Below are 22,450 nucleotides of genomic sequence, written 5' to 3'. Positions count from 1 at the left end.
CTCAGTTTCTAACGCATGCTCCGCGGTACCCCAAATGGGGGCACGCCGGGACGGTCAGCGCCCGAGTCCGCGGAACTGCCACCCGGCGGCGCGCCACCGGTCGGCGTCGAGGGCGTTGCGGCCGTCGATGATCCGGCGATGGGAGACCAGCGCGCCCAGCTCCTCCGGGTCGAGCCCGGTGAACTCCGGCCATTCGGTGATCAGCACGACGATGTCCGCGTCCACCGCGGCCTCGGCCGCCGACCCCACATAGTTGAGCTGCGGAGCGCGGCGGCCCGCGTTCGCGTTGGCCTCCGGATCGGTCGCGGTGACGATCGCGCCGCCGTCGGCGAGGCGCATGGCGATCTCCAGGGCCGGCGAGTCGCGGATGTCGTCCGAGTGCGGCTTGAAGGCCAGCCCCAGCACGCCGACCCGCACGCCTTCGAGGCCGCCGGTCTCCTCGCGCACCAGCTCGACGACGCGCTCGCGGCGGCGCAGGTTGATCTTGTCCACCTCGTCCAGGAACTTGACCGAGTCGCCGCGGCCGAGCTCCCTGGCGCGGGCGCTGAACGCGCGGATGTCCTTGGGCAGGCAGCCGCCGCCGAAGCCGACGCCCGCGTTGAGGAAGCGCCGCCCGATCCGGGCGTCGTGACCGATCGCGTCCGCGAGCTGCGTCACGTCGGCGCCGGTGGCCTCCGCGATCTCCGCCATCGCGTTGATGAACGAGATCTTCGTGGCCAGGAACGCGTTCGCGGCGACCTTCACCAGCTCCGCCGTCGCGTAGTCGGTGACGATGACCGGCGTGCCGTTCGCCACCGCGCCGGCGTACACCTCGTCCAGGATGCGCGCGGCCCGTGCGCCCTCCTCGCCCTCCGGAACGCCGTAGACGAGGCGGTCGGGGCTCACGGTGTCCTTGACGGCGAAGCCCTCGCGGAGGAACTCCGGGTTCCAGGCGAGCGTCGCGCCGGGCACGCGCTCCGCGACGAGCGCCGCGAGCCGGGAAGCCGTGCCGACCGGGACGGTGCTCTTGCCGACGATCACGTCGCCGGGTGAGACGTACTTCAGGAGCGAGTCGAAGGCGGCGTCCACGAACCGGAGATCGGCCGCGTCGCCCTCGGCGGACTGCGGTGTGCCGACGGCGACGAAGTGCACGTCGGCGTCGGCGATGGCGGCGAAGTCGGTCGTGAACCGCAGCCGCCCGCTGGCCGTGGCGGAGGCGAGCACGTCCGGGAGGCCCGGCTCGAAGAACGGCGCGCGCGCCTCGGAGAGGGCGGCGATCTTCGCCTCGTCCACGTCGACGCCGACGACGGTGTGGCCGAGGTCGGCCATGGCTGCGGCGTGGACGGCTCCGAGGTAGCCGACGCCGATGACAGAGATGCGCATCAGGTGAAGTCCGGGTCCGGTTCGGTGTCGTAGGCGGTGGGCGTGGACGCAGGCCAGTGCCGGCGGCCGTTGTTCAGCACGCCCTGGCTCTCATCGAGGTAGCAGTTGCCGCACAGCGCCTCGTAGCTGACCGAGGCGCCGTCGATGGCCACCTGGTCGCCGTCGAAGACGAAGACGCCGTCGATCTTGCGCGCGTTGAAGATCGCCTTGCGGCCGCAGCGGCAGATGGTCTTCAGCTCCTCGAGGCTGTGGGCGACCTCCAGCAGGCGCCGGCTGCCGGGGAACGCGACCGTCTGGAAGTCGGTGCGGATGCCGTACGCGAGCACCGGCACGTCGTCCAGCAGCGCGATCCGGAGCAGGTCGTCGATCTGCGCCTCGGTGAGGAACTGCGCCTCGTCGACCAGCAGCGCGCTGACGTCGCGGCCGAAGCGCTTGAGCGTCCGCTCGCGGTGCTGCTGGAAGCGTCCGTACGCGTCGGTCTCCGGCGCGATCAGGTAGTCCACCTGCCGGGTCACCCCGAGCCGCGACAGGATGCCCATGTCGCCCTTGGTGTCGATCGCCGGCTTGGCGAGCAGCACCCGGTGCCCGCGCTCCTCGTAGTTGTACGCAGCCTGCAGCATGGCGGTGCTCTTGCCGCTGTTCATCGCGCCGTAGCGGAAATACAGTTTTGCCACGGAGCAATCCTATGCGGGCGCCGGAGGGTCAGGTGAGGTAGCCGTCCTCCGCGGCGCGGCGGATGAGGTCCGCGCGCGAGCTGGTGGGCCTCCCGACCTTGCCGTACTTCTCGCGGACGCGGCGCAGGTAGGTCTTCGCGGTCTCGTACTGCACGTTCATCGCACGGGCGACCTCGGAGGTCGTGCGGCCGTCGGCGTAGAGCACGAGCGCCTGCCGCTCGCCGTCGCTGAGCTTGGGACGGGAGGCCTCGGGGACCGTCGGACGCGGACGCCAGGCGGGCGCGGGCTCCTTCTGTCCCGCCTCGCGGCCCATCGCGGCGAGGGCCGCAGCGATCAGCTCGGCCATCGGCTGGGTCTTCGTGACGTACGCGACCGCGCCGGCGGCGAGCGCGGCGTCGCGGTCCTCCTGCGTGTCGACGGCGCTCAGGACGACCACCTTCGCGCCGGCCGCGCGGCACGTGCGCACGCGCGCGCCGATCGACACGGACTCGCGGAGCTGGAGGTCCATGATGACCAGATCGGTCGGGAACGCGTCGCTGTGGACGAGCTCCAGCCAGCTCCCCGCGCGCACCACCAGGTCGAAGTCGGGGGCGTTGCGGTCGATCCAGGCGGCGAGGCTGTCGAGGAGGATCTCGTGGTCGTCGAGGATGGCGAGCCGGATCGGGGTGGCGGTGGATCCGGGATGTGCTGTGCTGGTGCTCATGGTGCTCGCCTCTCAGGATAGGCGAAGCGGACGGTCAGCCCGCCTGCGCGAACGCGCATGGACGCCACCATCGACACCGACTGCAGCGCGCTGAGGTACGGGACGAGCGCGGAGCGGAGCACGCGGCGCGGCTCGTCGACCCGGGCGGTGAGCAGGTAGACCGGGGCATCGGGCCGCTCCACCGTCACGGCCAGGGTGTCGGGGTGGAGCCCCGGAAGGCCGGCGACGGTCCCGATGAGCGCGCCGACGACCGCGCGCTGCTCCTCGCTCAGCACCTGTTCGAGCCGGTCGGGGTCGTCCACGCGGGAGCGACGGTCCGTCTCCGCGCCCGCGCCTCGCCGGGAGAGGGCGAGCGCGACGGTCTCGGCCAGCCAGCTCCGCTCGACGGCCTCCACGGCGGCCGCGCGGAGGCGTTCGGCGATGCTGCGGGCGCGCCGCCTGTCGTCCTCGGTGATGACGCCGCGGGCGGCCAACGCGGTCAGGAACGGGACCGCCTCGGCGTTCAGCGCCGTCGCGCGCTCCTGGGCGACCATCCGCGCCGCGACCTGCCGCAGCTCGGCCTCCAGCCGGAGCTGACCCGCCCGGGCGACCTCCCGCCAGCGGAGCGTCTCGCCGGTCATGGTCCAGGCGTATCCCGCGCCGCCGAACGCCAGGGCGAGCACCGGCGTCGCGGCGATGGTCGCGTAGACGAGCGGGTGGTTCGAGATGAGCAGCGAGCGCCCCTGCGCGGCGGCGAGCGCGCCGAGCACGAGGCCGGCGACGGCGGCCACGGTGAGCACTTCGCCGACGGGACGGTACAGCGGCATCGCCGTCAGCAGGAGCGCGACGGCGATCTGACCCCAGTCGTCCTGGATGCGCTGGTTGTGGCCCCAGACCGCCGCGGCGAAGAGACAGGCGGCGGCGACCGCGACGCCGACGATCGCCAGGTGCGACCACAGCCCGACCGGAGCGAGGCCGGGGTGCGTGCGGATCGCCGCGACGACGACAGCCACGAGCAGCACGACGATGGCCCAGACCGCGAGGGCGGGACTGCGGAACTGGTCGTGGTGCAGGATCGTGGAGATCACCGCGTCGGCCACCGCGGCGGCGCCGAGCAGCGGGACGAGGAGCCAGGCGGACTGCACGCCGAGCGGGTCCAGCCGCTGCGGCGTGCGCTCGACGGGCAGCGACCGGTAGTGGACGATCGTCTCGGACAGCACCTGGTTCATGACGCCTCCGCGACCGGGAGGGTCATGATCACGGTGGTCCCGACGTCCTCGGCCGAGTAGACGGTGACCGTGCCGCCGACCTTGCTGATCCGGTCGTGCACCGACTGGCGCAGGCCCAGCCGGTCGCCCGGGCCGCCACCGGCCGCGAAGCCGTGGCCGCTGTCCACGACCATGACCGAGACGGAGGCCTCACCGCAGGAGAACGCGACCTCGGCGGTGGCGCTGCCGGAGTGCCGCAGCACGTTGACCAGGCACTGGCGGACGGCGAGGCCGACCGCGCGGCGGGCGTCGGCGGTCAGGAGCGCGACGGCCTCCCATTCACCCGAGACGTCGACGGCGATGCCCTCGTCGCGCGCGTCCTCGATGGCCCGGCGGAGTTCGCCGTCGTACCACGGGTCCTCGTCGGCCAGCGCGTGGTCGTCAGCGGGCAACCCGGCGCCCCCGATCCGGTGGAGGTCGGACTCGATGCGCTGCCGGAGCCGCGCTGGCAGCTCCCCCGGCTCGGTGGCGGCGACCGCGACGAGCTCGCTGAGCACGGTGTCGTGGAGGTCGGCCGTGGACTCCGCGAGCAGCTCTCGCCGCAGGTCGACCAGGCGGGCGTCGCGGACGGCGCGGTGGATGGCGCCCTGGGTCCGCGAGCGCGAGCCGCGGGTGAGGCCGTCGAAGGCGAGCACGCCGACCAGCAGCAGGTAGGCGCTCAGCGAGATTGCGTCGGGCCGGAAGTCGCGCCCGGCCGCGGTCGCTCCGAAGAACACGGCGGTCTCCGCGAGCGCGAACCCGAGCGTGGCCCACAGCACGCCGACCAGCGAGCCGGTGCCGGTCCCGCCGACCAGGGTCATCGCGACGACGGGGAGGGCGACGACGAGCAGGTTCGTGTCCTGATACGCCGGGGTGCTGTCGAAGATGAGGAAGACGTAGAAGAAGGTGCAGACCGCGCCGACGAGCAGGTAGACGAGGGTGAGCAGGACGGTCCGGCCGCGCGAGAGCAGGAGGAGCAGCGCGATCATCGGGAGCAGCACGATCGTGCTGATCCAGGAGGCGGCGCCGGTGGTCCCGCCGACCGTCGACACGGTGACGTTGATCGCGGCCATCACCAGGCAGACCAGCGCGGCCCAGCGCGCCGCGGTGGCCAGCGCGCGGGAGTTCGCCGCCCTGGAGAGGTGGCTGGGAAGGCCGAGCGACACCGGACTCCTTCGGCACGAGAGGGACCGACGGTGGAGGCGTCGGTGGGTGAGCGCGCGTTCGGCGGCCTCCCAGTGGGGATTATGGCAGCAACCCTGCCCCCTGTGTACCCCGGGCGGAACGGCGTGTTGTACCCCCTGGGAGCGCGTGACCCCCTCAGAACAGCGTCGGCTGCACCCCGAGCGTCACCAGCGCCGACTCGGGCGCGACCTCCTCGGGCGCGACCCGATCCACCACGCGCCGCTCCCCCTCGCCGTCGCGCAGCATCCTGAGCGCCGACGACCGCACCCCGCCGGTCAGCGGGTCCTCCTGCCCGCGCTCGAGTCGGTGTGCTCGGATGAGCGGCTTGATCCGCGCCGCCAGCCAGGTGCGGTACTCCTTGGGCGCGTACGTGCCGCGGCCGTACATGCTGCGGTATTGCGGCAGCAGCTCCGGATGCTCCCGCCCCAGCCACAGGTAGTACCACTCCTTCACCCCGGGCTTCAGGTGCAGCGCGGTGTAGAGCACGCTGGTGGCTCCGGCCTCCTTCGCCTGCCGCAGCGCCTCATCCAGGTGCGCGCGCGTGTCCGTGAGGTACGGCAGGATCGGCATCAGGAACACCCCGCAGTCGAGGCCGTGCTCGCGGACGGCGGTGACCGTCGCCAGCCGCGCCTTGGTCGTCGGCGTTCCCGGTTCGACCGACTGCTGGAGCTCGTCGTCGTAGACCGCGATCGACATCGCGAGGTCGACGGGGACCCTCTTCGCCGCCTCCGCCAGCCGGTCGAGGTCGCGCCGGAGCAGCGACCCCTTGGTGAGGATGCTGAACGGCGTGCCCGAGTCGGTCAGCGCGTCGATGATGCCGGGCATCAGCGCATAGCGCCCCTCCGCCCGCTGGTACGGGTCGGTATTGGTGCCGAGCGCGACCGGGTGGTGGCCCCAGCTCGGCTTCGTCAGCTCTTTGCGCAGCACGTCGGCCACGTTGACCTTGACGATGATCTCCTGATCGAAGTCCTTGCCCTGGTCGAGCTCCAGATAGCTGTGCGTGGGACGCGCGAAGCAGTACACGCAGGCGTGCGAGCAGCCGCGGTACGGGTTGATCGTCCAGCCGAAGGGCATCGGCCCTCCCCGCCCGGGATCTTGTTGAGCGCCGACTTGGCGAGGATCTCGTGGAACGTGATGCCCGCGAACTCCGGCGTGCGCACCGACCGCACCAGGTTGTTCAGCCGGGCGAGGCCGGGCAGGGCCGACGGCGTCTCCACCGCCAGCTCCTGCCCGCTCCACCTCATAGGACTATTCGAACATATGTTCGAATTGCCGTCAAGCGGTCACCGGGTCTGGCCGGGAAGCCCCTCGTAGGACAGAGTGTCAGCGGCGATGTTCGCGTCGATCAGCGCCGGCAGGCCGGCGAGGAACGTCTTCCGCTCCGACACGACGTTCTTGAAGGCGGCGTCGACGTTCTCGGGCGTGATGCGGGGCATCAGGTAGGTCATGTTCGGCTTGACCTTCTCCCCGCGGACGGTCTTGGCCGCGACCGCGAGTCCGGCCGCGAGCTCCACGGTCCCGTTCTGGAGGGACGTCCCGATGAACCGTCCGCTCTGAACCGCCTTGAGGCCGTCCTCGATGCCGTCGACGGCGACGACGGGGATGTCGCTGAGCCCGGCCTCGCGAAGGGCCTGGACGGCGCCGAGCCCCATGTCGTCGTTCTGGGCGATGACGCCGTCGATGTCGTCTCCGAACGCGGAGATCCAGTTCTTCGTCTTGTTGATCGCCTCGTCGCGCTTCCAGTTCGCGGTGTCTTCGGCGAGCACCGTGATGCCGGGATTCTTGTCGAGCACCTTCTTGATGCCGGTGCTCCGGTCGAGCTGGCCCGAGGCGCCGAGCGGTCCTTTCAGGACGACCACTTTGCCCGAGCCGCCGAGGTGGTCGACCATCGCCTGAGCCTCCTGGACGCCGGAGTCGACGTCGTCCGGTAGCACGCTGCCTGTGAGGTCCTTGCTCAGGATGCGGGTGTTGACCGTGAAGATGGGGATGCCCGCCGCCTTGGCCGCCTGAACCTGCGGCTCGAGCGAGTCGGCCTGCACCGGGAGCACCACGATGGCGTCGACCCGAGCGGAGATGAACTGGTCGACCTGACTGGCCTGGGTGTTCACGTCCGTGTTCGCGGAGTTCCAGAGGAGGTCGATGTCGTTCGCCTTCGCGTACGCGTCCATGCCCTCCTTGCCCGCGGTGATGAAGGAGGTCATCTCGTACGCGGTGACTCCGGATGCGGACGCGATCGGCGGATGCCTCGCCACCGCTGCTGCAGCCCGCGAGGGCGAGCGAGGAGACGGCGAGCGCGGTACCGAGAGCGATGCCGCGGGCGATGGTGGACTTCTTCATTTCATTCCTTTGATTGCGGGATTCCGAGCAGTGGGGGTGGAAGCGGTTACCGTACGTTGCGTTTCGTCGCCCAGACGTCGATGGCGACCGCGGTGACGATCAGCACGCCCTTGATGACGTCCTGCCAGTAGGCGGGCACGATCAGGATGTCGAGGCCGTTGTTGAGGGTCTGGATCAGCAGGAGGCCGAGGGCCGTCCCCCACACGGTGCCGCGACCGCCCATGAGGCTCGCGCCGCCGATGACGACGGCCGCGATCGCGTCGAGCTCGTAGCCCTGCCCGAGGGTCGGCGCGCCCGAGATGACACGGGAGGAGAGCATGACGCCCGAGACCGCCGCGAGGCCTCCGCTGATGGCGTATACGCTGAAGAGAATCCCTCGCGACTTCACGCCGGCGATCTCGGCGGCGAACCGGTTGCCGCCGACGGCGTAGACGCGGAGACCGTAGGACGTGCGCCGCATGATGAGAGCAAGCCCGAGGATTCCGACGACCATGAGGATCACGGGGACGGTCACGCCGAGCACTTTGGTGTTCGCGATCTCGCCGAAGGTCGATGGCAGGCCGTTGATGGGCGCGCCGCCGCCGATGACGAAAGCGACGCCCGAGGCGAGTGTCATCATGCCGAGCGTGGCGATGAACGGCGGCACGTTCAGCCGCGAGACGACGAAGCCGTTGAGCGACCCGGCCAGCAGACCGACCGCGACCGCGCTGACGACTGCGAGCCAGAGCTGGTCCGGCGCGCTCTTCGCGACCAGCGCCGCCGTCATACCGCTCGCCGCGATGACGGAGCCGACCGACAGGTCGATGCCTCCGGTCAGGATCACGAGCGTCTGTCCCAGGGCGATGAGCGCGAACGGCGCGGCCGCCACGAGGATCGTCATCAGGTTGTCGGCCGTGGCGAAGCGGCTGCTCTGCACGATGAAGAACACGATGATCGCGAGCATCACGAGCACCATGGCGTAGCGGACGCCGAACCTCAGGGCGCGGGCCCCGAGCGGTGGGCGCACGGGGGCGGCGGGGCGGGCTGTGTCGGTCATAGGGTCGTTTCTCCGGGCTGGGTGGTCGAAAGCTGGCCGGATGCGAGGCGGAAGATCCGGTCCTGCGCGTCGGGGCGGGAGAGGTCGTTCCGGTCGAGTTCGGCGGCGACGGCGCCATTCGCGAGCACGAGCGCGCGGTGGCTGAGGCTGAGGATCTCGGGGAGGTCGGAGGAGGCCATGACGACCGCCATGCCCTGACCTGCGAGCGTGACGATGAGGTCGTAGATCTCGCTGCGGGCGCCGACGTCGACGCCGCGCGTGGGCTCGTCCAGCAGGAGGACGTCGACCGCGCCGATGAGCCAGCGTCCGAGGACGACCTTCTGCTGGTTTCCCCCGACAGCGTGCCGACTTCTTGGCCGAGGCCGTTGCTGCGCAGAGCGACGGCCTTCATCGCGGAGTCGACGGCTTCACGCCGGCGGGCCTGCGAGATGACCCCGGCGACCGTGAAGTCGCCGATCCGCGGGAGCGAGGCGTTGCTCAGCACGTCGAGCGCCAGGACCGCCCCGGCGTCCTTCCGGTCTTCCGGGACCAGCGCCATGCCGGCACGGATCGAGCGGCCCGGCGACCCCGGAGCGACCGTCGCCCCGGCGACCCTGACCTCGCCCGACGCCACGGCGCGGATACCGAAGAGGGCTTCCAGCAGTTCCGTACGCCCCGCACCGACCAGACCGGCGAGACCGAGGATCTCCCCGCGCTTGACCTCGAAGTCGAACCCGCTGTCCGCCCCCGCGAGCACGAGGTCGTTCACCTCCAGCACGACCTCGGAGCCGGCCGCCTGCAGGTCGGGGAAGAGGTTGCCGAGTTCGCGCCCGATCATCGCCGTGACGATGTCGTCGTCGCTCAGCTCCCGAAGCGGCTCGTCCACGATCAGCTGGCCGTCGCGAAGCACGACGACGCGGTCGGCGACAGCGCGGATCTCCTCCATCTTGTGGGTGGTGAAGAGCAGCGAGACCCCCTGATCTCGCAGGGCGCGCATCGTGCGGATCAGCATCTCGACCTCGGGCGCCGCGATCGCGCTGGTCGGCTCGTCGAGAAGGATGACGCGTGCGCCCTGGCTGATGGCCTTGATGATCTCGATGATCTGGCGCACCCCGACCGGCAGCCCGCCCATCCGCCGGGTGGGGGCGATGTCGAGTCCGAACCGCGAGAGCGCCGCGGCGGCGGCTCGGATCATCGCGGCGCGGTCGAGCAGTCCGAGGGCTCTGCGCGTCTCGCGGCCGAGGTAGAGGTTCTCGTAGACCGTGAGCTCCGGGATCGAGGCCAGCTCCTGGGGGACGATGGCGATGCCCTGAGCGATCGCCTCCTGGACGTTGCCGGACGACAGTTCCCGCCCGTTCCGGGACACCGTCCCCTGGTCCGCGGCGTAGAGCCCGGAGATGATCTTCATCAGGGTGGACTTGCCCGCCCCGTTCTCGCCGGCGATCGCCGTGATCGTCCCGGGCAGCAGGCTGAAGCTGACCCCCTTCAGGACCGGGATCCCTCCGAACGCCTTCGTCACACCGGCGGTCGTGAGTGTCGGCACGCCCGCCGCGTGGGCGGCATCCGTCATCGCTCGCCTCGTGGCAGGGCGGCGGCGCCGGGCCGGCCCGGGACGACGACCGTCTTGATCGCGTCGGGATCCGATCGGTTCATCAGCAGGCCCGCCTCGACCTGGTCGAGTCCGACGTGCCCCGTCACCAGCGGAGCGACCCGGACGGCTCCCCGGGCGACGAGCTCGATCGCGGTCGGCCAGGTGTTCGCGTACCGATACGTCCCGGTCAGTTCCAGCTCGCGGTTCTGGATCACGGAGACGGGCAGCTCGAGGTCGTCGTTCCCCATGCCGACGAGCACGATCCGTCCACCACGGCGCAGGGTCGGGATCGCCTGCCTGATGGCCCTGCCGTTGCCCGAGGCGTCGATGTACGCGTCGAAGTGGAGTTCGAGCGAGCCGAAATCGGTCTCGACGGGATCGACCGTGGCGATGTCGCCGAGAGTCTGCGCGAAGCGGCGGCGATTCTCCACCGGATCGCTGACGACGACCTCCGACGCACCGAAGGCGAGCGCGACCTGAGCAGTAAGCAGGCCGATCGGCCCGGCGCCGGTGATGAACACTCTGCTCGACGCCGTGATGGCCGCCCGACGGCACGCGTGCACCGCGACCGAGACGGGCTCGATCAAGGCCGCCTCGTCGGCGCTGAGGGAGTCGGGCACGGCGAACGCGAAGTCGTCTTGGATGACGGCGTACTCGGAGAAGACGCCGTCGATCGGATAGGCGCCGTAGAACTCCATCGCGACACACAGGTTGTAGTCGCCCGTCTTGCAGTGCTCGCAGCGCCGGCACGGTCGCTGCGGCTCGATCGAGACGCGTTCGCCGATCCGGGCCGCGGAGACCGCCGAGCCGACGGCGACGATCACGCCGGCGGACTCGTGGCCGAGGATGATCGGCCCCTCGACCACCAGATCGCCGATGTGGCCCTCGTGGTAGAAGTGCGTGTCCGAGCCGCAGACTCCGACCGCTTCGATGCGGACGAGGACCTGGTCGGCATCGAGCTCAGGGATCGGGACATCGCGCAATTCGATCACGCCGGGAGTGGTGAGCACGCTCGCCGACATCTTCGTGGGCAGGGCAGGGGTAGACGTCGCAGTCATCGGGTCCTTTCGGTCGAGGCCCTGGCGCGGCCTCCTCGGAATGATCGCGACGAGACTAACGTTAACTCTCATGCGAGATGTTACACTGCTCACATGAGCGGGAAGATTGTCAATCCCGAAGAAGCGGTGAAACTCGCCTATGTTAGCAAACGGTATTTCAAGGACTCTGTCCCCCGCACGGAGATCGCTGACGAACTCGGACTCTCGCGCTTCGCCGTCGCCCGGATGATCCAGAAGGCGCTCGAGCTGGGCGTGGTCACGATCACGATCGACGCGCCGGGTCCCGTCGATGTCGATCTCTCGCTGCGGCTCGCCTCCCGCTTCGGGCTGCAGAACGCGTTCGTCGCCCGCACCGCGACCGATGACCGCGAGGTGATCCGCGTCACGCTCGGACGACTGGCGGCGGATGTGCTCTCCGGGATGATCGCTGAGGACGACATCGTCGGCCTGACCGCGGGCCGGACGCTGATCGAGATGTCACGCGCACTCGGCGAGGTCCCGAGCTGCGATGTCGTCCAGCTGACAGGAGTCGCTGATCCGGTGCGCGAACGCGGAACGGAGGCGGTGAACACCATGGCGCGCCGATCCGGAGGCGCGGTCTATCCGCTGCACGCGCCGTTCGCCGCCACCGACGCGGCGGCCAGGGCCACGATCATGGCGCAGCCGGGCATCCGCCCGAGTCTGGCCAGACTCGACAGACTCACCAAAGCAGTCGTCACCCTGGGCGCTTGGCCGGACGATTCCCTCTTGCACGACAGCCTGGAGCCGAGCGGTGAGGCCCGGCGCCTCGTCCGGCGCGGTATCGTCGCCGAGATCGGAACGACCCTGCTCGACGCCGACGGGCGCGAGATCGACCTGCTGACGGATCGCGTGATCGGCATCCGCACCGCCCAGTTGCGCAGGGTGGCGCAGGTGATCGGCATCGGCGGCGGGCGCCGCAAGCACGCGGCGATCAAAGCCGCCCTCGCGTCCGGGCTGCTCTCGCACCTCATCACGGATGAGGAGACGGCTCGGTATCTCCTCGCCTGACGCCCGTCACCCGATGCGGCTGGATCGGGCCGGTGGAGGCGCAGCCGGCCGGCAGCTTCTCCGCCGCCGGCCGGCCCGTCAGCTCACGCGTCGCGCAGCGTGGCGCTCCGCAGCGACACCACCTCCCCCGCCCAGCGCTCGCGCAGCCACCGATCGTGGCTCGCCACCACGACCGCGCCGGGGTAGCCGCCGAGGGCGGCCTCCAGCTCGGTCGCCAGGGTGAGCGAGAGGTGGTTGGTCGGCTCGTCGAGCAGGAACACGTGCGGAGGCCGCGCCATGATCAGTGCGAGCGCCAGCCGGCGCTGCTGCCCGACGGACAGCGCGCCGACCTCCCGGTCGAGGTCGCGCGGCGCGATCAGGCCGAGCCCCGAGAGCGGGACGGCCTCCGCGCGCCGCTCCCCCAGCGCCAGCTCGTAGATCCGGCGCGGAGACTGCGTCGGGTCCGCGAAGCGCACGTCCTGCTCCAGGAGCTCCACCCGCAGGCCGCGCCTGCGGTGCACCGTCCCGATGAGCGGGACGATCCGCCCGGCGAGCACCGAGAGCAGCGTCGACTTCCCCGCGCCGTTGGCGCCGGTCACGAGCACGCGCGACTGCGCCTCGACCGCGAACCGGTCGAGCCTCAGCCTGCCGGGCACGTGGAGGTCGTCCGCCTGCAACAGCGACCCGGCCTCGTCGCCCACGGCCTGGAACCCCGCGGGGATCCCGGAGAAGGCGAGCGGTTTCGGCGGCTTGCGGACCTGCGTGCTGGTCAGCTCCTCCAGCCGGCCGTCCGCGTTGCGCACGCGGCGGCTGATCTGGCGGTCCAGGGTGTTGCCCTTGTACGACTTGACGAACTTGTCGTTGTCGCGGACCTTGCCCGACCAGGCGATGGAGCGCGCGGTCACGTCGACCGCGTGCTTCAGCGCCGCGAGCTCGGCCTGCTCGTCGGCGTACTGCTTCTCCCAGCGGTGCCGTTCGGCCGCCTTCTCGGCGAGATAGGCGCCGTAGCCGCCGCCGAACACCGTCGTGCCGGAGCGCGTCGGGTCCAGGTCGAGGAGGCCGGTGGCCGCCGAGTCGAGGAACGCGCGGTCGTGGCTCGCGAAGAGCACCGGACCGTGCCAGCCGAGGAGCTGCGACTCCAGGAACGCCGCGGCCGCGTCGTCCAGGTGGTTCGTCGGCTCGTCGAGCAGCAGCGCCTCCGGCCGGCCGAGCAGCAGCGCGGCCAGCGCGAACCGGCTGCGCTGACCTCCCGAGACCTCGTCCAGTCGCCGGGCCAGCGGGATGGCGCCGACCCCGAGGCCGTCGAGGAGCGCGTCTCGACGCGACTCGATCGACCACACCTCGGCGAGCTCGGCCGCCGCCAGGGCGGCGTCGTACCGCGTGTGCGCAGCGGGGTCGTCCCCGCGAGCGCCGCCGCGGCGGCCTCCAGCTCGTGCTCGATGGCGCGCACCTCGCCGAGGGCGTCCTCGATCAGCGTGGCGAGGGTGTCGTCGGGCCGGAAGCGGACCTCCTGCCAGAGGAAGCCGACCCGCCTCGGCCGCTGGACGACGCCGGAGTCCGGGGTCTCGGCGCCGGCGAGGACCCGCAGCAGCGTGGACTTGCCCGCGCCGTTCTCGCCGATCAGGCCGAGGCGGGCGCGGGGAGGCACGGTGAGGGAGACATCCGAGAGCACGCGCCGGTCGCCGTAGCTGACGGAGACACCGTCGGCGCGCAGTGGAGTGAGAGTGAGTGTTGGCAAAGCTGACCACCTTCCGGGCGCTCCATCACGGAGCAGGCTCCCGCCGGGCGGACTTCCGCGACGAGTGCGCCGGAGCGCCCGGTGCTGGATGACCAGGCGGCGCAGGACCTATGGGGTCGCTCACTCGATCGACGGCGCCTCGGGCGCGGGACGAGAGGAGGTGATCACTTCATAGCGTGGACGACCATAACAGGTCGCGGACGCGGCTGTCCAGTCGATCCGTACCACTCGGTACGGATCGACTGCGCGCGAGCGGGCGTCAGGCCCGGACGACCTGACCGGCGGGGCTCTCCGCCAGGTCGAGCACCGCCGCGGTCTCGGCGAGCACGCGCTCGGCCTCCTTCGGGCGGTCGTTGAGCGTGGTGCCCACGGTCGGGATGAGCTGCTTCAGCGTCGGCAGCCAGCCCGCGTAGCGGTCGGGGAAGCAGCGCTTCAGGAGGTCGACCATGATCGGCACGGCCGTCGACGCCCCGGGGGACGCGCCGAGCAGACCGGCGATCGAGCCGTCCGCCGAGGCGATCACCTCGGTGCCGAACTGCAGCACGCCGCCCTTCTTCGGGTCCTTCTTCATCACCTGCACGCGCTGCCCGGCGGTGATGAGCTCCCAGTCCTCCGACTTCGCGGTCGGCATGAACTCCTGCAGCGCCTTCAGCTTCTTCTCGCGGTTGGCGAGCACCTCGCCCACCAGGTACTTGATGAGGGAGAAGTTGTCGCGCGCGACCGCGAGCATCGGGCCGAGGTTGCCGGCGCGGATCGAGCCGGGCAGGTCCCACCAGCTGCCGCTCTTCAGGAACTTGGGGCTGAAGCCCGCGTACGGGCCGAACAGCAGGGAGGTCTCGCCGTCCACCACGCGGGTGTCGAGGTGCGGGACCGACATCGGCGGGGCTCCGACCGCGGCCTTGCCGTAAACCTTCGCCTGGTGCTGCGCGACGATCTTCGGGTTGGTGGTGCGGAGGAACTGGCCGGAGATCGGGAAGCCGCCGAAGCCCTTGATCTCAGGGATGCCGGACTTCTGCAGCAGGTGGAGGGCGCCGCCGCCCGCGCCGACGAACACGAAGCGTGCGGTGGCCTCGTGCGGCGTGTGGCCGACCTCGTGCCTGACCTTGATCTTCCAGAGCTCGTCCGCGGTGCGCTTGATGGAGAGCACCTTGTGGTTGAGCGCGAGTTCGGCGCCGTTCGCGACCAAGTCGTCCACGAGGGCGCGGGTGAGCGCGCCGAAGTCGACGTCCGTCCCCGCGGTCTGGCGGGTGGCGGCGATGCGCTGCTTGGCGTTGCGCTTCTTGGTGAGCAGCGGGGTCCACCCGCCGATCGTCGCCGGGTCCTCGGAGTACTCCATGCCCTCGAACAGCGGCTGGTCCTTGAGCGCCTCGTAGCGCTTGCGGAGGTAGCGCACGTTATCGCGGCCGCGCACGAACGTCATGTGCGGCGTCGCGTTGATGAACGTGCTCGGGGCGGGCAGGTGGCCCGCGGCGACCAGGGAGGCCCAGTACTGGCGGCTGAGCTGGAACTGCTCGTTGATGCTGATGGCCTTGGCCGGGTCGACGCTGCCGTCGGCGGCCTCCGGCATGTAGTTCAGCTCGCAGAGGGCGGCGTGGCCCGTTCCTGCGTTGTTCCACGGGTTCGAGCTCTCCTGGGCGACCTCGCCGAGGGACTCGTAGATGCGGATGGTCCAGTCGGGCTGGACGCGCTGGATCATGGAGCCCAGCGTCGCGCTCATGATGCCGCCGCCGATCAAGACGACGTCGATGGGGTCAGTGCTCACCAGACAATCCTACGGTGAGTGGGCTCGTGACCCGCTGTCGCGCGGGGATTCTGTCTCGATATCGAGACATCGCTCACGCCGCGGAGGCCCCCGCGACGATCAGGGCGACGCCGGAGACGACCATGCTGACCAGCAGCACGCCGAACCCGGTCCAGACCAGCGCGATCGCGCCGTTCGGCTTCTGCGGGTCGCGGCCGAGCGGCGAGAAGAAGAACCCGGCGGGGATGAGGATGGCGGCGACCAGGACGCCGATGGCGCCGAAATGCATCCAGCCGGTCACCTTCGCGGCGTCGAGCAGCAGCAGCGTGACGAGGCCCAGGATGACCAGGACGCCGGCGTGCGCGTGGCCGGCGCGGAAGAAGGACTTCTGGAGCTCGTTGGCCCCCTGCTTGCCGGTGACGACGCGCAGCATGAAGGTGCCGCCGTAGGCGATGCCGATGACGGTGAGCAGGACGATGCCGGCGGTGATGGCGCTCGCGGGTTGCAGCAGCATGACGGCTCCTCGATTGGATAGTATCGGTATCCAAAGATTAGATAGTATGAGTATCCGGGGTCAAGGGTCGGAGGCCGAATGCGGATGTCGGAGCTGGTCGAGCGGACAGGCGTGCCGCTGGCGACGGTCAAGTTCTACTTGCGGCAGAGGATGCTCCCGCCCGGGGAGGCCGTCAGCGCGACGCGCGCGGAGTACGGCGAGGAGCACGTGCGCCGCATCGCCCTCATCCGCGCGCTCTCCGAGGTGGCGGGGCTGCCGCTCAGCCGGGTGAAGGACGTGCTCGACCTGATCGACCATCCCGACGGCGAGCTCTTCGACGCGCTGGGGAGCGCGGTCGCGGCGCTGCCGCCGTACCTGGAGGAGGCGCAGCCGCCGTACCCCCGTGCCGAGGCCGCGATCGCGTCGATCGGGCAGGTGTACGACGAGCGGTACACGGCGGTCGCCCAGCTCGAACGCGCGCTGGAGGCGGTGGAGGCCGGCGGCATCCCGATGACGGACGAGCGCCTGCACGTGTACGCCGAGCACCTGCGGGCGATGGCGGAGTACGACCTCAGCCGGATGCCGGAGGACGGCGGCCGGGAGGGCGCGCTCGGCTACGCCGTGCTCGGCACGGCGCTCTACGACCCGGTGGTCGCAGCGCTGCGCCGCCTGGCCCACCAGGACGTCGCCGCGCGCCGCCTCAGCGCCGCCCCCGACGCTCCCCCAGCGCCTTCAAACCACGACGAGGGGCACGTCGTTGTCACTTTCGGGGCGCGAAAGTGACAACGACGTGCCCCTCGGCGGAAGGGTCAGTGGGCGACGCGGGAGGCGAGGCGGGCGGCGACGAGCTCCGCGATCTGCACCGCGTTGAGCGCGGCGCCCTTGCGGAGGTTGTCGTTGCTGATGAACAGCGCGAGGCCGCGGCCCTCCGGGGCGCCCTCGTCCGCGCGGATGCGGCCGACGAAGCTCGGGTCCTGGCCGGCGGCCTCCAGCGGGGTGGGGACGTCGGTGAGCGTCACGCCGGGGGCGTCGGACAGCAGCTCGGTGGCGCGCTCGGGGCTGATCGGCGAGGCGAACTCGGCGTTGATCGACAGCGAGTGGCCGGTGAACACCGGCACGCGCACGCAGGTCCCGCTGACCAGCAGGTCCGGGAGTCCGAGGATCTTGCGGCTCTCGTTGCGGAGCTTCTTCTCCTCATCGGTCTCGTTGAAGCCGTCCTCCACGATCGAGCCGGCGAGCGGGATGACGTCGAAGGCGATCGGGCGGACGTACTTGACCGGGTCGGGCATCGTCACGGCCGAGCCGTCGTGCACGAGCTGGAGGAGGTTCTCGTCGGCGACGGCGCTGCGGATCTGACCGGCGAGCTCCTCGGCGCCGGCGAGGCCGGAGCCCGACACCGCCTGGTAGGTGCTCACGATGAGACGCTGGAGGCCGGCCTCCTCGTGAAGGACCTTCAGGACGGGCATGGCCGCCATCGTGGTGCAGTTGGGGTTCGCGATGATGCCCTTGCGCGCGTCGTCGATGGCCTCGGGGTTCACCTCGGAGACCACGAGCGGCACATCCGGGTCCATCCGCCAGCCGCTGGAGTTGTCGATGACGATGGCGCCGGCCTCGGCGAACCGGGGGCGTGCGCCTTCGATCCGGTGGCGCCGGCCGAGAACAGGGCGATGTCGATGCCGGAGACGTCGGCGGTCTCCACGTCCTCGACGGTGATCTCCTCGCCGCGGAACGGCAGCTTCGTTCCGGCCGAGCGCGATGACGCGAAGAAGCGGATGCTCTTGACCGGGAAGTCGCGTTCCTCCAGCAGCTGGCGCATCACGCCGCCGACCTGGCCGGTGGCGCCGATGACGGCGATGTCGAAGCCGGGAGTGGTCTCGCTCATGGTGTGTCCTTCGTCTGTCTGGTCTGAAGAGGGGAACGGGATGGCGGCGGCGGCCATTCCCGCGAGCGGCGGGAGCGGCTCAGCGGCCGGTGCCGGCGTAGACGATCGCTTTCTCGTCGCCGTCCAGCCCGAAGGCGGTGTGGACGACGCGGGCGGCCTCGGCCACGGTGTCGGCGCGGGTGACGACCGAGATGCGGATCTCGCTGGTGGAGATCATCTCGATGTTGATGCCGGCCTCGTAGAGCGCCTCGAACAGCTTCGCGGAGACGCCGGAGTTGGTGCGCATCCCGGCGCCGACCAGGGCGAGCTTGCCGATCTGGTCGTCGTACTGGAGGGCCTGGAAGCCGACCTCGTCGCGCTCGCCGTTCAGGGCGGTCAGCACGCGCTGGCCCTCCGACTTCGGGAGGGTGAACGAGATGTCGGTGAGGCTGGTCGCCGCGGCGGACACGTTCTGGACGATCATGTCGACGTTGGCGTTGGCCTTCGCGACGATCTTGAAGATCTGCGCCGCCTTGCCCGGGACGTCGGGCACGCCGACGACAGTGATCTTCGCCTCGCTCAGATCGGTGGCGACTCCGGAGATGATCGGCTCTTCCACGGTTCCATCCTTCTTCGCGGCCTCGGCCGCAGCTGCTTCGTTGAGGACGTACGTGCCCACCCGGTTCGAGAACGAGGAGCGCACGTGCAGGGTCACGTTGTGGCGGCGGGCGTACTCCACCGCGCGGATGTGCAGGACCTTCGCCCCGGCGGCCGCGAGTTCCAGCATCTCCTCGCTGGTGATGCGGTCGATCTTGCGGGCGAGCGGGACCTGCCGGGGGTCGGAGGTGAAGACGCCGTCGACGTCGGTGTAGATCTCGCAGACCTCGGCGCCGAGCGCGGCGGCGAGGGCGACGGCGGTGGTGTCGGAGCCGCCGCGGCCGAGCGTCGTGATGTCGCGGGTGTCGCGGTTGAAGCCCTGGAAGCCGGCGACGATGGCGATCGCGCCCTCGTCCAGCGCCTCCTTGATGCGGCCGGGGGTGACGTCCACGATTCGGGCGGAGCCGTGCTGGGCATCGGTGATCATGCCGGCCTGGCTGCCCGTGAAGGAGCGCGCGTCATAGCCCATGCTCTTGATCGACATCGCGAGGAGCGCCATCGAGATGCGCTCCCCCGCCGTGAGCAGCATGTCCAGCTCGCGCGGCGCGGGGATCGGCGTGACCTCGTGGGCCAGGTCGACCAGCTCGTCGGTGGTGTCGCCCATCGCGGAGACGGCCACGACGACCTCGTTGCCCGCCTTGCGCGTCTCGACGATGCGCTTGGCGACGCGCTTGATGCTCTCGGCGTCGGCGACGGACGAGCCGCCGTATTTCTGAACGATCAGGGCCACAGGCACTCCAGAACTCACGGGAGTGACCATTCTACCGGCCGGGGATATGCCCGCCCGGACATGTGACGGAGCGCCGAGGGGCACGTTGTTGTCACTTTCGGCCGCGAAAAGTGACAACAACGTGCCCCTCGGCGTCCGAGAGGTTGGGGGTGTGGGGCGGGAGGGGTGGGTCTGGGTCAGGAGACCTGGCGGCGGCCCTCGAAGGCGCGGCCGAGGGTGACCTCGTCGGCGTACTCCAGGTCGCCGCCGACCGGGAGGCCGGAGGCGAGGCGGGTGACCCGGATCTCGAGCGTGGTCAGCAGGCGGCTGAGGTAGGTGGCCGTGGCCTCCCCCTCCAGGTTGGGGTCGGTCGCGATGATGACCTCCTGCACCGTGCCGTCGGCGAGGCGCTGCATGAGCTGCCGGATGCGGAGGTCGTCGGGCCCGACGCCGTCGATCGGGCTGATCGCGCCGCCGAGCACGTGGTAGAGCCCACGGAACTCGCGGGTGCGCTCGATGGCGACGACGTCCTTGGCCTCCTCGACCACGCAGATCGTGTCGGGCGAGCGACGCGGGTCGCGGCAGATCGAGCAGGTGGCCTGCTCGGAGACGTTGCCGCAGATCTCGCAGAAGCGCACCTTGTCGCGCACTTCGAGCAGCACCTCGGCGAGCCGGGTGACGTCGAAGCTCTCGGTCTGCAGGATGTGGAACGCGATGCGCTGCGCCGACTTCGGCCCGATGCCGGGGAGGCGGCCGAGCTCGTCGATCAGCTCCTGGACGATGCCCTCGTACACGGCGTTACCTCATGCCGTTCATGGGAGGGGCGGGCTGCTCCTCCAGGAAGCGTGCGCCGAGGATCTCGCGGACGACGGCCTCGCCGTAGCGCTGCGGGGCCTGGAAGGTGGGCGTGCGGGCGCCGGAGGCGGGAGCGGAGCGCTCGGGGGCGGGGCGGTCGGCAGCGGGGCGCTGGGGAGCCTGGCCCTGAGAAGCGGATCGCTCGGGTGCGGCGGCGGAGGCCGGGCGCGCGGCCTCGGCGGCAGGCTCCGCAGGCGCGGCGGACCAGTCGCCCGCCGGCTCCTCGGGGACGGCGGCCTCGTACGGCGGCTCGATCTCCTCCGGCGGCTCCAGGTCGTCCGGGGGAGGTCGTCGGGCAGCGCGGCGGCGGGGGCCGGAGCGGCGGCGGGCGTCGCTGGAGCCTCCGGACGCTCCAGCGTGGCCACAGCGGCAGCCGGTGCGGACGGGATGGTGACAGTCGCCCACTCGGTGACCGAGGCCGACGGCGACGACGGAGCGGCGGACGACGCGCCGCCGGCGGGCCGGGACGTGGGCGCGGACGACGCGGATCGGCCGGCGGACGACGAGTCCCCGTCCGCGCCGGGCCACGTCGGCGCCTCGGGAGCCGTGGGCGCGCCCGCGGACGGCCGGGCCGGCGCGCCACCGGACGGAGCGCCGTCGGCGCGCGCGATGAACTTGACCCGGATGCCCAGGATGTCGATGATCGCCTGGCGCAGGTACTCGCTCACGCCCTGGCCGCCCTGCGACTGCGGCTGGCGGAAGCTCTGCACGTCGTTGTCGCTCGGGAACGACAGCGTCAGCACGTCGTCGTTGAGCGCCCGGACCTGGGCGGTGAACACGACCATCCACGCGCTGCGCTTGGCGCGCTGCACGGCGTCGAGGATCTGCGGCCAGGAGTCCTTGACCTGCTGCGTGCTCACCGCGCCGACGGCCGCGGGCGCAGCCGGAGCGGCGGGCGCGTCGACCGGCTCGGGAGCCGCGGGGGCAGGGGCCGGCTCCGCGGCCTTCGGGGCCTTCGCGGGCTGCTCGACGGGCTCCGGCGCGGTCGGCGTCGAGACCGGGGCGGCCACCGGCGCCGAAGCAGCCGGCGCAGGAGCAGGCACGGGCACCGAAGCCGGTGCTGGCGCAGCAGCCTCCCGCGCCCCGCCGGCGTCGCTCACCCCGACCCGCCGCTCCAGCCGCTCCACGCGCGCCAGCGCCCCGCGCTCGCTGTCGTCGCTCGACGGCACCAGCACGCGCGCGATCATCAGCTCCAGGTGCAGGCGCGGCGAGGTCGCGCCGGTCATCTCGGTGAGCGCCGCGTTCACGATGTCGGCGGCCCGGCTGAGCTCGGCCGCGCCGAACTTCATCGCCTGCACGCCCATCCGGTCGAGCTCGTCCTGCGGCACCCCGCGCAGCACCGCGGCCGCGCCGTCGACGCTCGTCGCGGCGACCACGATCAGGTCGCGGAGCCGCTCCAGGAGGTCGTCCACGAAGCGCCGCGGGTCCTGCCCGGTCTGGATGACGCGGTCCACGGCGGCGAACGCGCCGGCCGCGTCGCGCGCCGCGATGGCGTCGATGACCTCGTCCAGCAGCGCGGCGTGCGTGTAGCCGAGCAGCGCGACCGCGCGCTCGTACTCGATGCTGCTGCCCTCGGAGCCGGCCATCAGCTGGTCGAGCAGGGAGAGCGTGTCGCGCGGCGAGCCGCCTCCGGCGCGCACCACCAGGGGCAGCACGCCCGGCGCGACCGTCATCCCCTCGCTGTCGCAGAGCTGCTGGACGTACTCCAGCATCTGCGCGGGCGGGACGAGCCGGAACGGGTAGTGGTGGGTGCGCGAGCGGATCGTGCCGATGACCTTCTCGGGCTCCGTGGTCGCGAAGATGAACTTCACGTGCTCCGGCGGCTCCTCCACGATCTTCAGCAGGGCGTTGAAGCCCTGCGGCGTGACCATGTGCGCCTCGTCGAGGATGAAGATCTTGTAGCGGTCTCGGGCCGGGGCGAAGATGGCGCGCTCGCGGATGTCGCGGGCGTCGTCCACGCCGTTGTGGCTGGCGGCGTCGATCTCGACCACGTCGAGCGATCCCGAGCCGTCGCGGCTCAGCTCGACGCAGCTCGCGCACTTTCCGCACGGGGTGTCGGTGGGACCCTCCGCGCAGTTGAGGCAGCGCGCCAGGATGCGGGCCGACGTGGTCTTGCCGCAGCCGCGCGGCCCGGAGAACAGGTAGGCGTGGTTGACCCGGTTGGTGCGCAGCGCCGTCATGAGCGGCTCGGTCACCTGCGATTGGCCGATCATCTCGGCGAAGGTGTCGGGCCGATA

Annotated in this window: 17 protein-coding genes and 4 pseudogenes; 2 read left to right on the top strand and 19 right to left on the bottom strand. The window is 71.1% G+C overall.

Annotated features, from left to right (window positions below):
- Nucleotides 1-54: 54 nt before the first annotated feature.
- The 11 genes and pseudogenes from ACQ86L_RS18030 to ACQ86L_RS17980 all read right to left on the bottom strand — a co-directional run bounded on the left by ACQ86L_RS18030 (nucleotide 55) and on the right by ACQ86L_RS17980 (nucleotide 11,151).
- Complete coding sequence (locus ACQ86L_RS18030) at nucleotides 55-1,362, bottom strand: UDP-glucose dehydrogenase family protein (RefSeq protein WP_434316623.1); 1,308 nt, start codon at nucleotides 1,360-1,362, stop codon at nucleotides 55-57.
- Nucleotides 1,362-2,036 (bottom strand): thymidine kinase, encoded by a 675-nt coding sequence (locus ACQ86L_RS18025; RefSeq protein WP_345836861.1) that lies wholly within the window; start codon nucleotides 2,034-2,036, stop codon nucleotides 1,362-1,364. Before ACQ86L_RS18025 ends, ACQ86L_RS18030 begins: the two co-directional genes overlap by 1 nt.
- A 28-nt stretch (nucleotides 2,037-2,064) precedes the next feature.
- Nucleotides 2,065-2,739, bottom strand: a complete 675-nt coding sequence (locus ACQ86L_RS18020) for a response regulator transcription factor (RefSeq protein ID WP_434316622.1) — start codon at nucleotides 2,737-2,739, stop codon at nucleotides 2,065-2,067.
- Nucleotides 2,736-3,947 carry a hypothetical protein gene (locus tag ACQ86L_RS18015; RefSeq protein ID WP_434316621.1) on the bottom strand — a complete coding sequence of 404 codons (1,212 nt, stop codon included), beginning with the start codon at nucleotides 3,945-3,947 and terminating at the stop codon, nucleotides 2,736-2,738. Before ACQ86L_RS18015 ends, ACQ86L_RS18020 begins: the two co-directional genes overlap by 4 nt.
- On the bottom strand, nucleotides 3,944-5,131 hold the full coding sequence (locus ACQ86L_RS18010) for a sensor histidine kinase (RefSeq protein ID WP_434316620.1): 1,188 nt from the start codon (nucleotides 5,129-5,131) through the stop codon (nucleotides 3,944-3,946). The genes ACQ86L_RS18015 and ACQ86L_RS18010 overlap by 4 nt, the downstream gene beginning before the upstream one ends.
- Before the next feature lie 154 nt (nucleotides 5,132-5,285).
- Nucleotides 5,286-6,394: pseudogene (locus ACQ86L_RS18005) on the bottom strand (Rv2578c family radical SAM protein).
- Nucleotides 6,395-6,433: 39 nt separating this feature from the next.
- Complete coding sequence (locus tag ACQ86L_RS18000; protein ID WP_434316619.1) at nucleotides 6,434-7,351, bottom strand: substrate-binding domain-containing protein; 918 nt, start codon at nucleotides 7,349-7,351, stop codon at nucleotides 6,434-6,436.
- 182 nt (nucleotides 7,352-7,533) lie between these two features.
- Entirely contained in the window at nucleotides 7,534-8,523 is a 990-nt protein-coding gene (locus ACQ86L_RS17995; protein WP_434316618.1) for an ABC transporter permease, read from the bottom strand.
- On the bottom strand, nucleotides 8,520-8,714 hold the full coding sequence (locus ACQ86L_RS17990; RefSeq protein ID WP_434316617.1) for a hypothetical protein: 195 nt from the start codon (nucleotides 8,712-8,714) through the stop codon (nucleotides 8,520-8,522). Before ACQ86L_RS17990 ends, ACQ86L_RS17995 begins: the two co-directional genes overlap by 4 nt.
- Nucleotides 8,715-8,902: 188 nt before the next feature.
- Nucleotides 8,903-10,072, bottom strand: a pseudogene (locus ACQ86L_RS17985) (sugar ABC transporter ATP-binding protein); the annotation flags it as partial.
- Nucleotides 10,069-11,151, bottom strand: a complete 1,083-nt coding sequence (locus tag ACQ86L_RS17980) for an NAD(P)-dependent alcohol dehydrogenase (protein WP_434318923.1) — start codon at nucleotides 11,149-11,151, stop codon at nucleotides 10,069-10,071. The gene ACQ86L_RS17980 and the pseudogene ACQ86L_RS17985, both read right to left, overlap by 4 nt.
- A 93-nt stretch (nucleotides 11,152-11,244) precedes the next feature.
- Between ACQ86L_RS17980 and ACQ86L_RS17975 the strand changes: the two genes are divergently transcribed.
- A complete protein-coding gene (locus tag ACQ86L_RS17975; protein ID WP_434316616.1) occupies nucleotides 11,245-12,180 on the top strand; it encodes a sugar-binding transcriptional regulator in 936 nt (311 codons plus the stop codon).
- Between the two features lie 83 nt (nucleotides 12,181-12,263).
- On the opposite strand, the gene ACQ86L_RS17970 is transcribed toward ACQ86L_RS17975, so the two are convergent.
- The 4 genes and pseudogenes from ACQ86L_RS17970 to ACQ86L_RS17955 all read right to left on the bottom strand — a co-directional run bounded on the left by ACQ86L_RS17970 (nucleotide 12,264) and on the right by ACQ86L_RS17955 (nucleotide 16,152).
- A complete protein-coding gene (locus ACQ86L_RS17970; RefSeq protein WP_434316615.1) occupies nucleotides 12,264-13,499 on the bottom strand; it encodes an ATP-binding cassette domain-containing protein in 1,236 nt (411 codons plus the stop codon).
- A gap of 161 nt (nucleotides 13,500-13,660) precedes the next feature.
- Nucleotides 13,661-13,807 (bottom strand): annotated as a pseudogene (locus tag ACQ86L_RS17965) (ATP-binding cassette domain-containing protein); the annotation flags it as partial.
- 349 nt (nucleotides 13,808-14,156) lie between these two features.
- Complete coding sequence (locus ACQ86L_RS17960) at nucleotides 14,157-15,659, bottom strand: malate:quinone oxidoreductase (RefSeq protein WP_434316614.1); 1,503 nt, start codon at nucleotides 15,657-15,659, stop codon at nucleotides 14,157-14,159.
- A 73-nt stretch (nucleotides 15,660-15,732) separates the two neighbouring features.
- On the bottom strand, nucleotides 15,733-16,152 hold the full coding sequence (locus tag ACQ86L_RS17955) for a hypothetical protein (protein WP_434316613.1): 420 nt from the start codon (nucleotides 16,150-16,152) through the stop codon (nucleotides 15,733-15,735).
- Nucleotides 16,153-16,236: 84 nt separating this feature from the next.
- Here ACQ86L_RS17955 and ACQ86L_RS17950 point away from each other — a divergent pair, with 84 nt between their 5' ends.
- The gene (locus ACQ86L_RS17950) at nucleotides 16,237-16,914 is read left to right on the top strand and encodes a MerR family transcriptional regulator (RefSeq protein WP_434316612.1); all 678 of its coding nucleotides are present in this window, start codon (nucleotides 16,237-16,239) and stop codon (nucleotides 16,912-16,914) included.
- Between the two features lie 26 nt (nucleotides 16,915-16,940).
- Here the strand turns inward: ACQ86L_RS17950 and ACQ86L_RS17945 are convergent.
- The 4 genes and pseudogenes from ACQ86L_RS17945 to ACQ86L_RS17930 form a co-directional block, all read right to left on the bottom strand.
- Nucleotides 16,941-18,013: pseudogene (locus ACQ86L_RS17945) on the bottom strand (aspartate-semialdehyde dehydrogenase).
- A 79-nt stretch (nucleotides 18,014-18,092) separates the two neighbouring features.
- A complete protein-coding gene (locus tag ACQ86L_RS17940; RefSeq protein ID WP_434318922.1) occupies nucleotides 18,093-19,379 on the bottom strand; it encodes an aspartate kinase in 1,287 nt (428 codons plus the stop codon).
- 176 nt (nucleotides 19,380-19,555) lie between these two features.
- On the bottom strand, nucleotides 19,556-20,152 hold the full coding sequence (gene recR, locus ACQ86L_RS17935) for a recombination mediator RecR (RefSeq protein WP_434316611.1): 597 nt from the start codon (nucleotides 20,150-20,152) through the stop codon (nucleotides 19,556-19,558).
- A gap of 18 nt (nucleotides 20,153-20,170) precedes the next feature.
- On the bottom strand, nucleotides 20,171-22,426 hold the full coding sequence (locus ACQ86L_RS17930) for a DNA polymerase III subunit gamma and tau (protein WP_434318921.1): 2,256 nt from the start codon (nucleotides 22,424-22,426) through the stop codon (nucleotides 20,171-20,173).
- Nucleotides 22,427-22,450 lie beyond the last annotated feature (24 nt).

The sequence above is a fragment of the Leifsonia sp. P73 genome (assembly GCF_051059105.1).
In the GTDB taxonomy this organism is placed as follows: domain Bacteria; phylum Actinomycetota; class Actinomycetes; order Actinomycetales; family Microbacteriaceae; genus Leifsonia.
This window is presented reverse-complemented; position numbering and strand designations above follow the sequence as displayed.

Bases quoted from the DNA above. Each gene is read 5' to 3' on its own strand.
- ACQ86L_RS18030 (WP_434316623.1), bottom strand. From the start codon at position 1,362: ATGCGCATCTCTGTCATCGGCGTCGGCTACCTCGGAGCCGTCCACGCC.
- ACQ86L_RS18020 (WP_434316622.1), bottom strand. From the start codon at position 2,739: ATGAGCACCAGCACAGCACATCCCGGATCCACCGCCACCCCGATCCGG.
- ACQ86L_RS18015 (WP_434316621.1), bottom strand. From the start codon at position 3,947: ATGAACCAGGTGCTGTCCGAGACGATCGTCCACTACCGGTCGCTGCCC.
- ACQ86L_RS18000 (WP_434316619.1), bottom strand. From the start codon at position 7,351: ATGACCTCCTTCATCACCGCGGGCAAGGAGGGCATGGACGCGTACGCG.
- ACQ86L_RS17995 (WP_434316618.1), bottom strand. From the start codon at position 8,523: ATGACCGACACAGCCCGCCCCGCCGCCCCCGTGCGCCCACCGCTCGGG.
- ACQ86L_RS17990 (WP_434316617.1), bottom strand. From the start codon at position 8,714: ATGGCGGTCGTCATGGCCTCCTCCGACCTCCCCGAGATCCTCAGCCTC.
- ACQ86L_RS17980 (WP_434318923.1), bottom strand. From the start codon at position 11,151: ATGACTGCGACGTCTACCCCTGCCCTGCCCACGAAGATGTCGGCGAGC.
- ACQ86L_RS17975 (WP_434316616.1), top strand. From the start codon at position 11,245: ATGAGCGGGAAGATTGTCAATCCCGAAGAAGCGGTGAAACTCGCCTAT.
- ACQ86L_RS17955 (WP_434316613.1), bottom strand. From the start codon at position 16,152: ATGCTGCTGCAACCCGCGAGCGCCATCACCGCCGGCATCGTCCTGCTC.
- ACQ86L_RS17950 (WP_434316612.1), top strand. From the start codon at position 16,237: ATGTCGGAGCTGGTCGAGCGGACAGGCGTGCCGCTGGCGACGGTCAAG.
- ACQ86L_RS17930 (WP_434318921.1), bottom strand. From the start codon at position 22,426: ATGATCGGCCAATCGCAGGTGACCGAGCCGCTCATGACGGCGCTGCGC.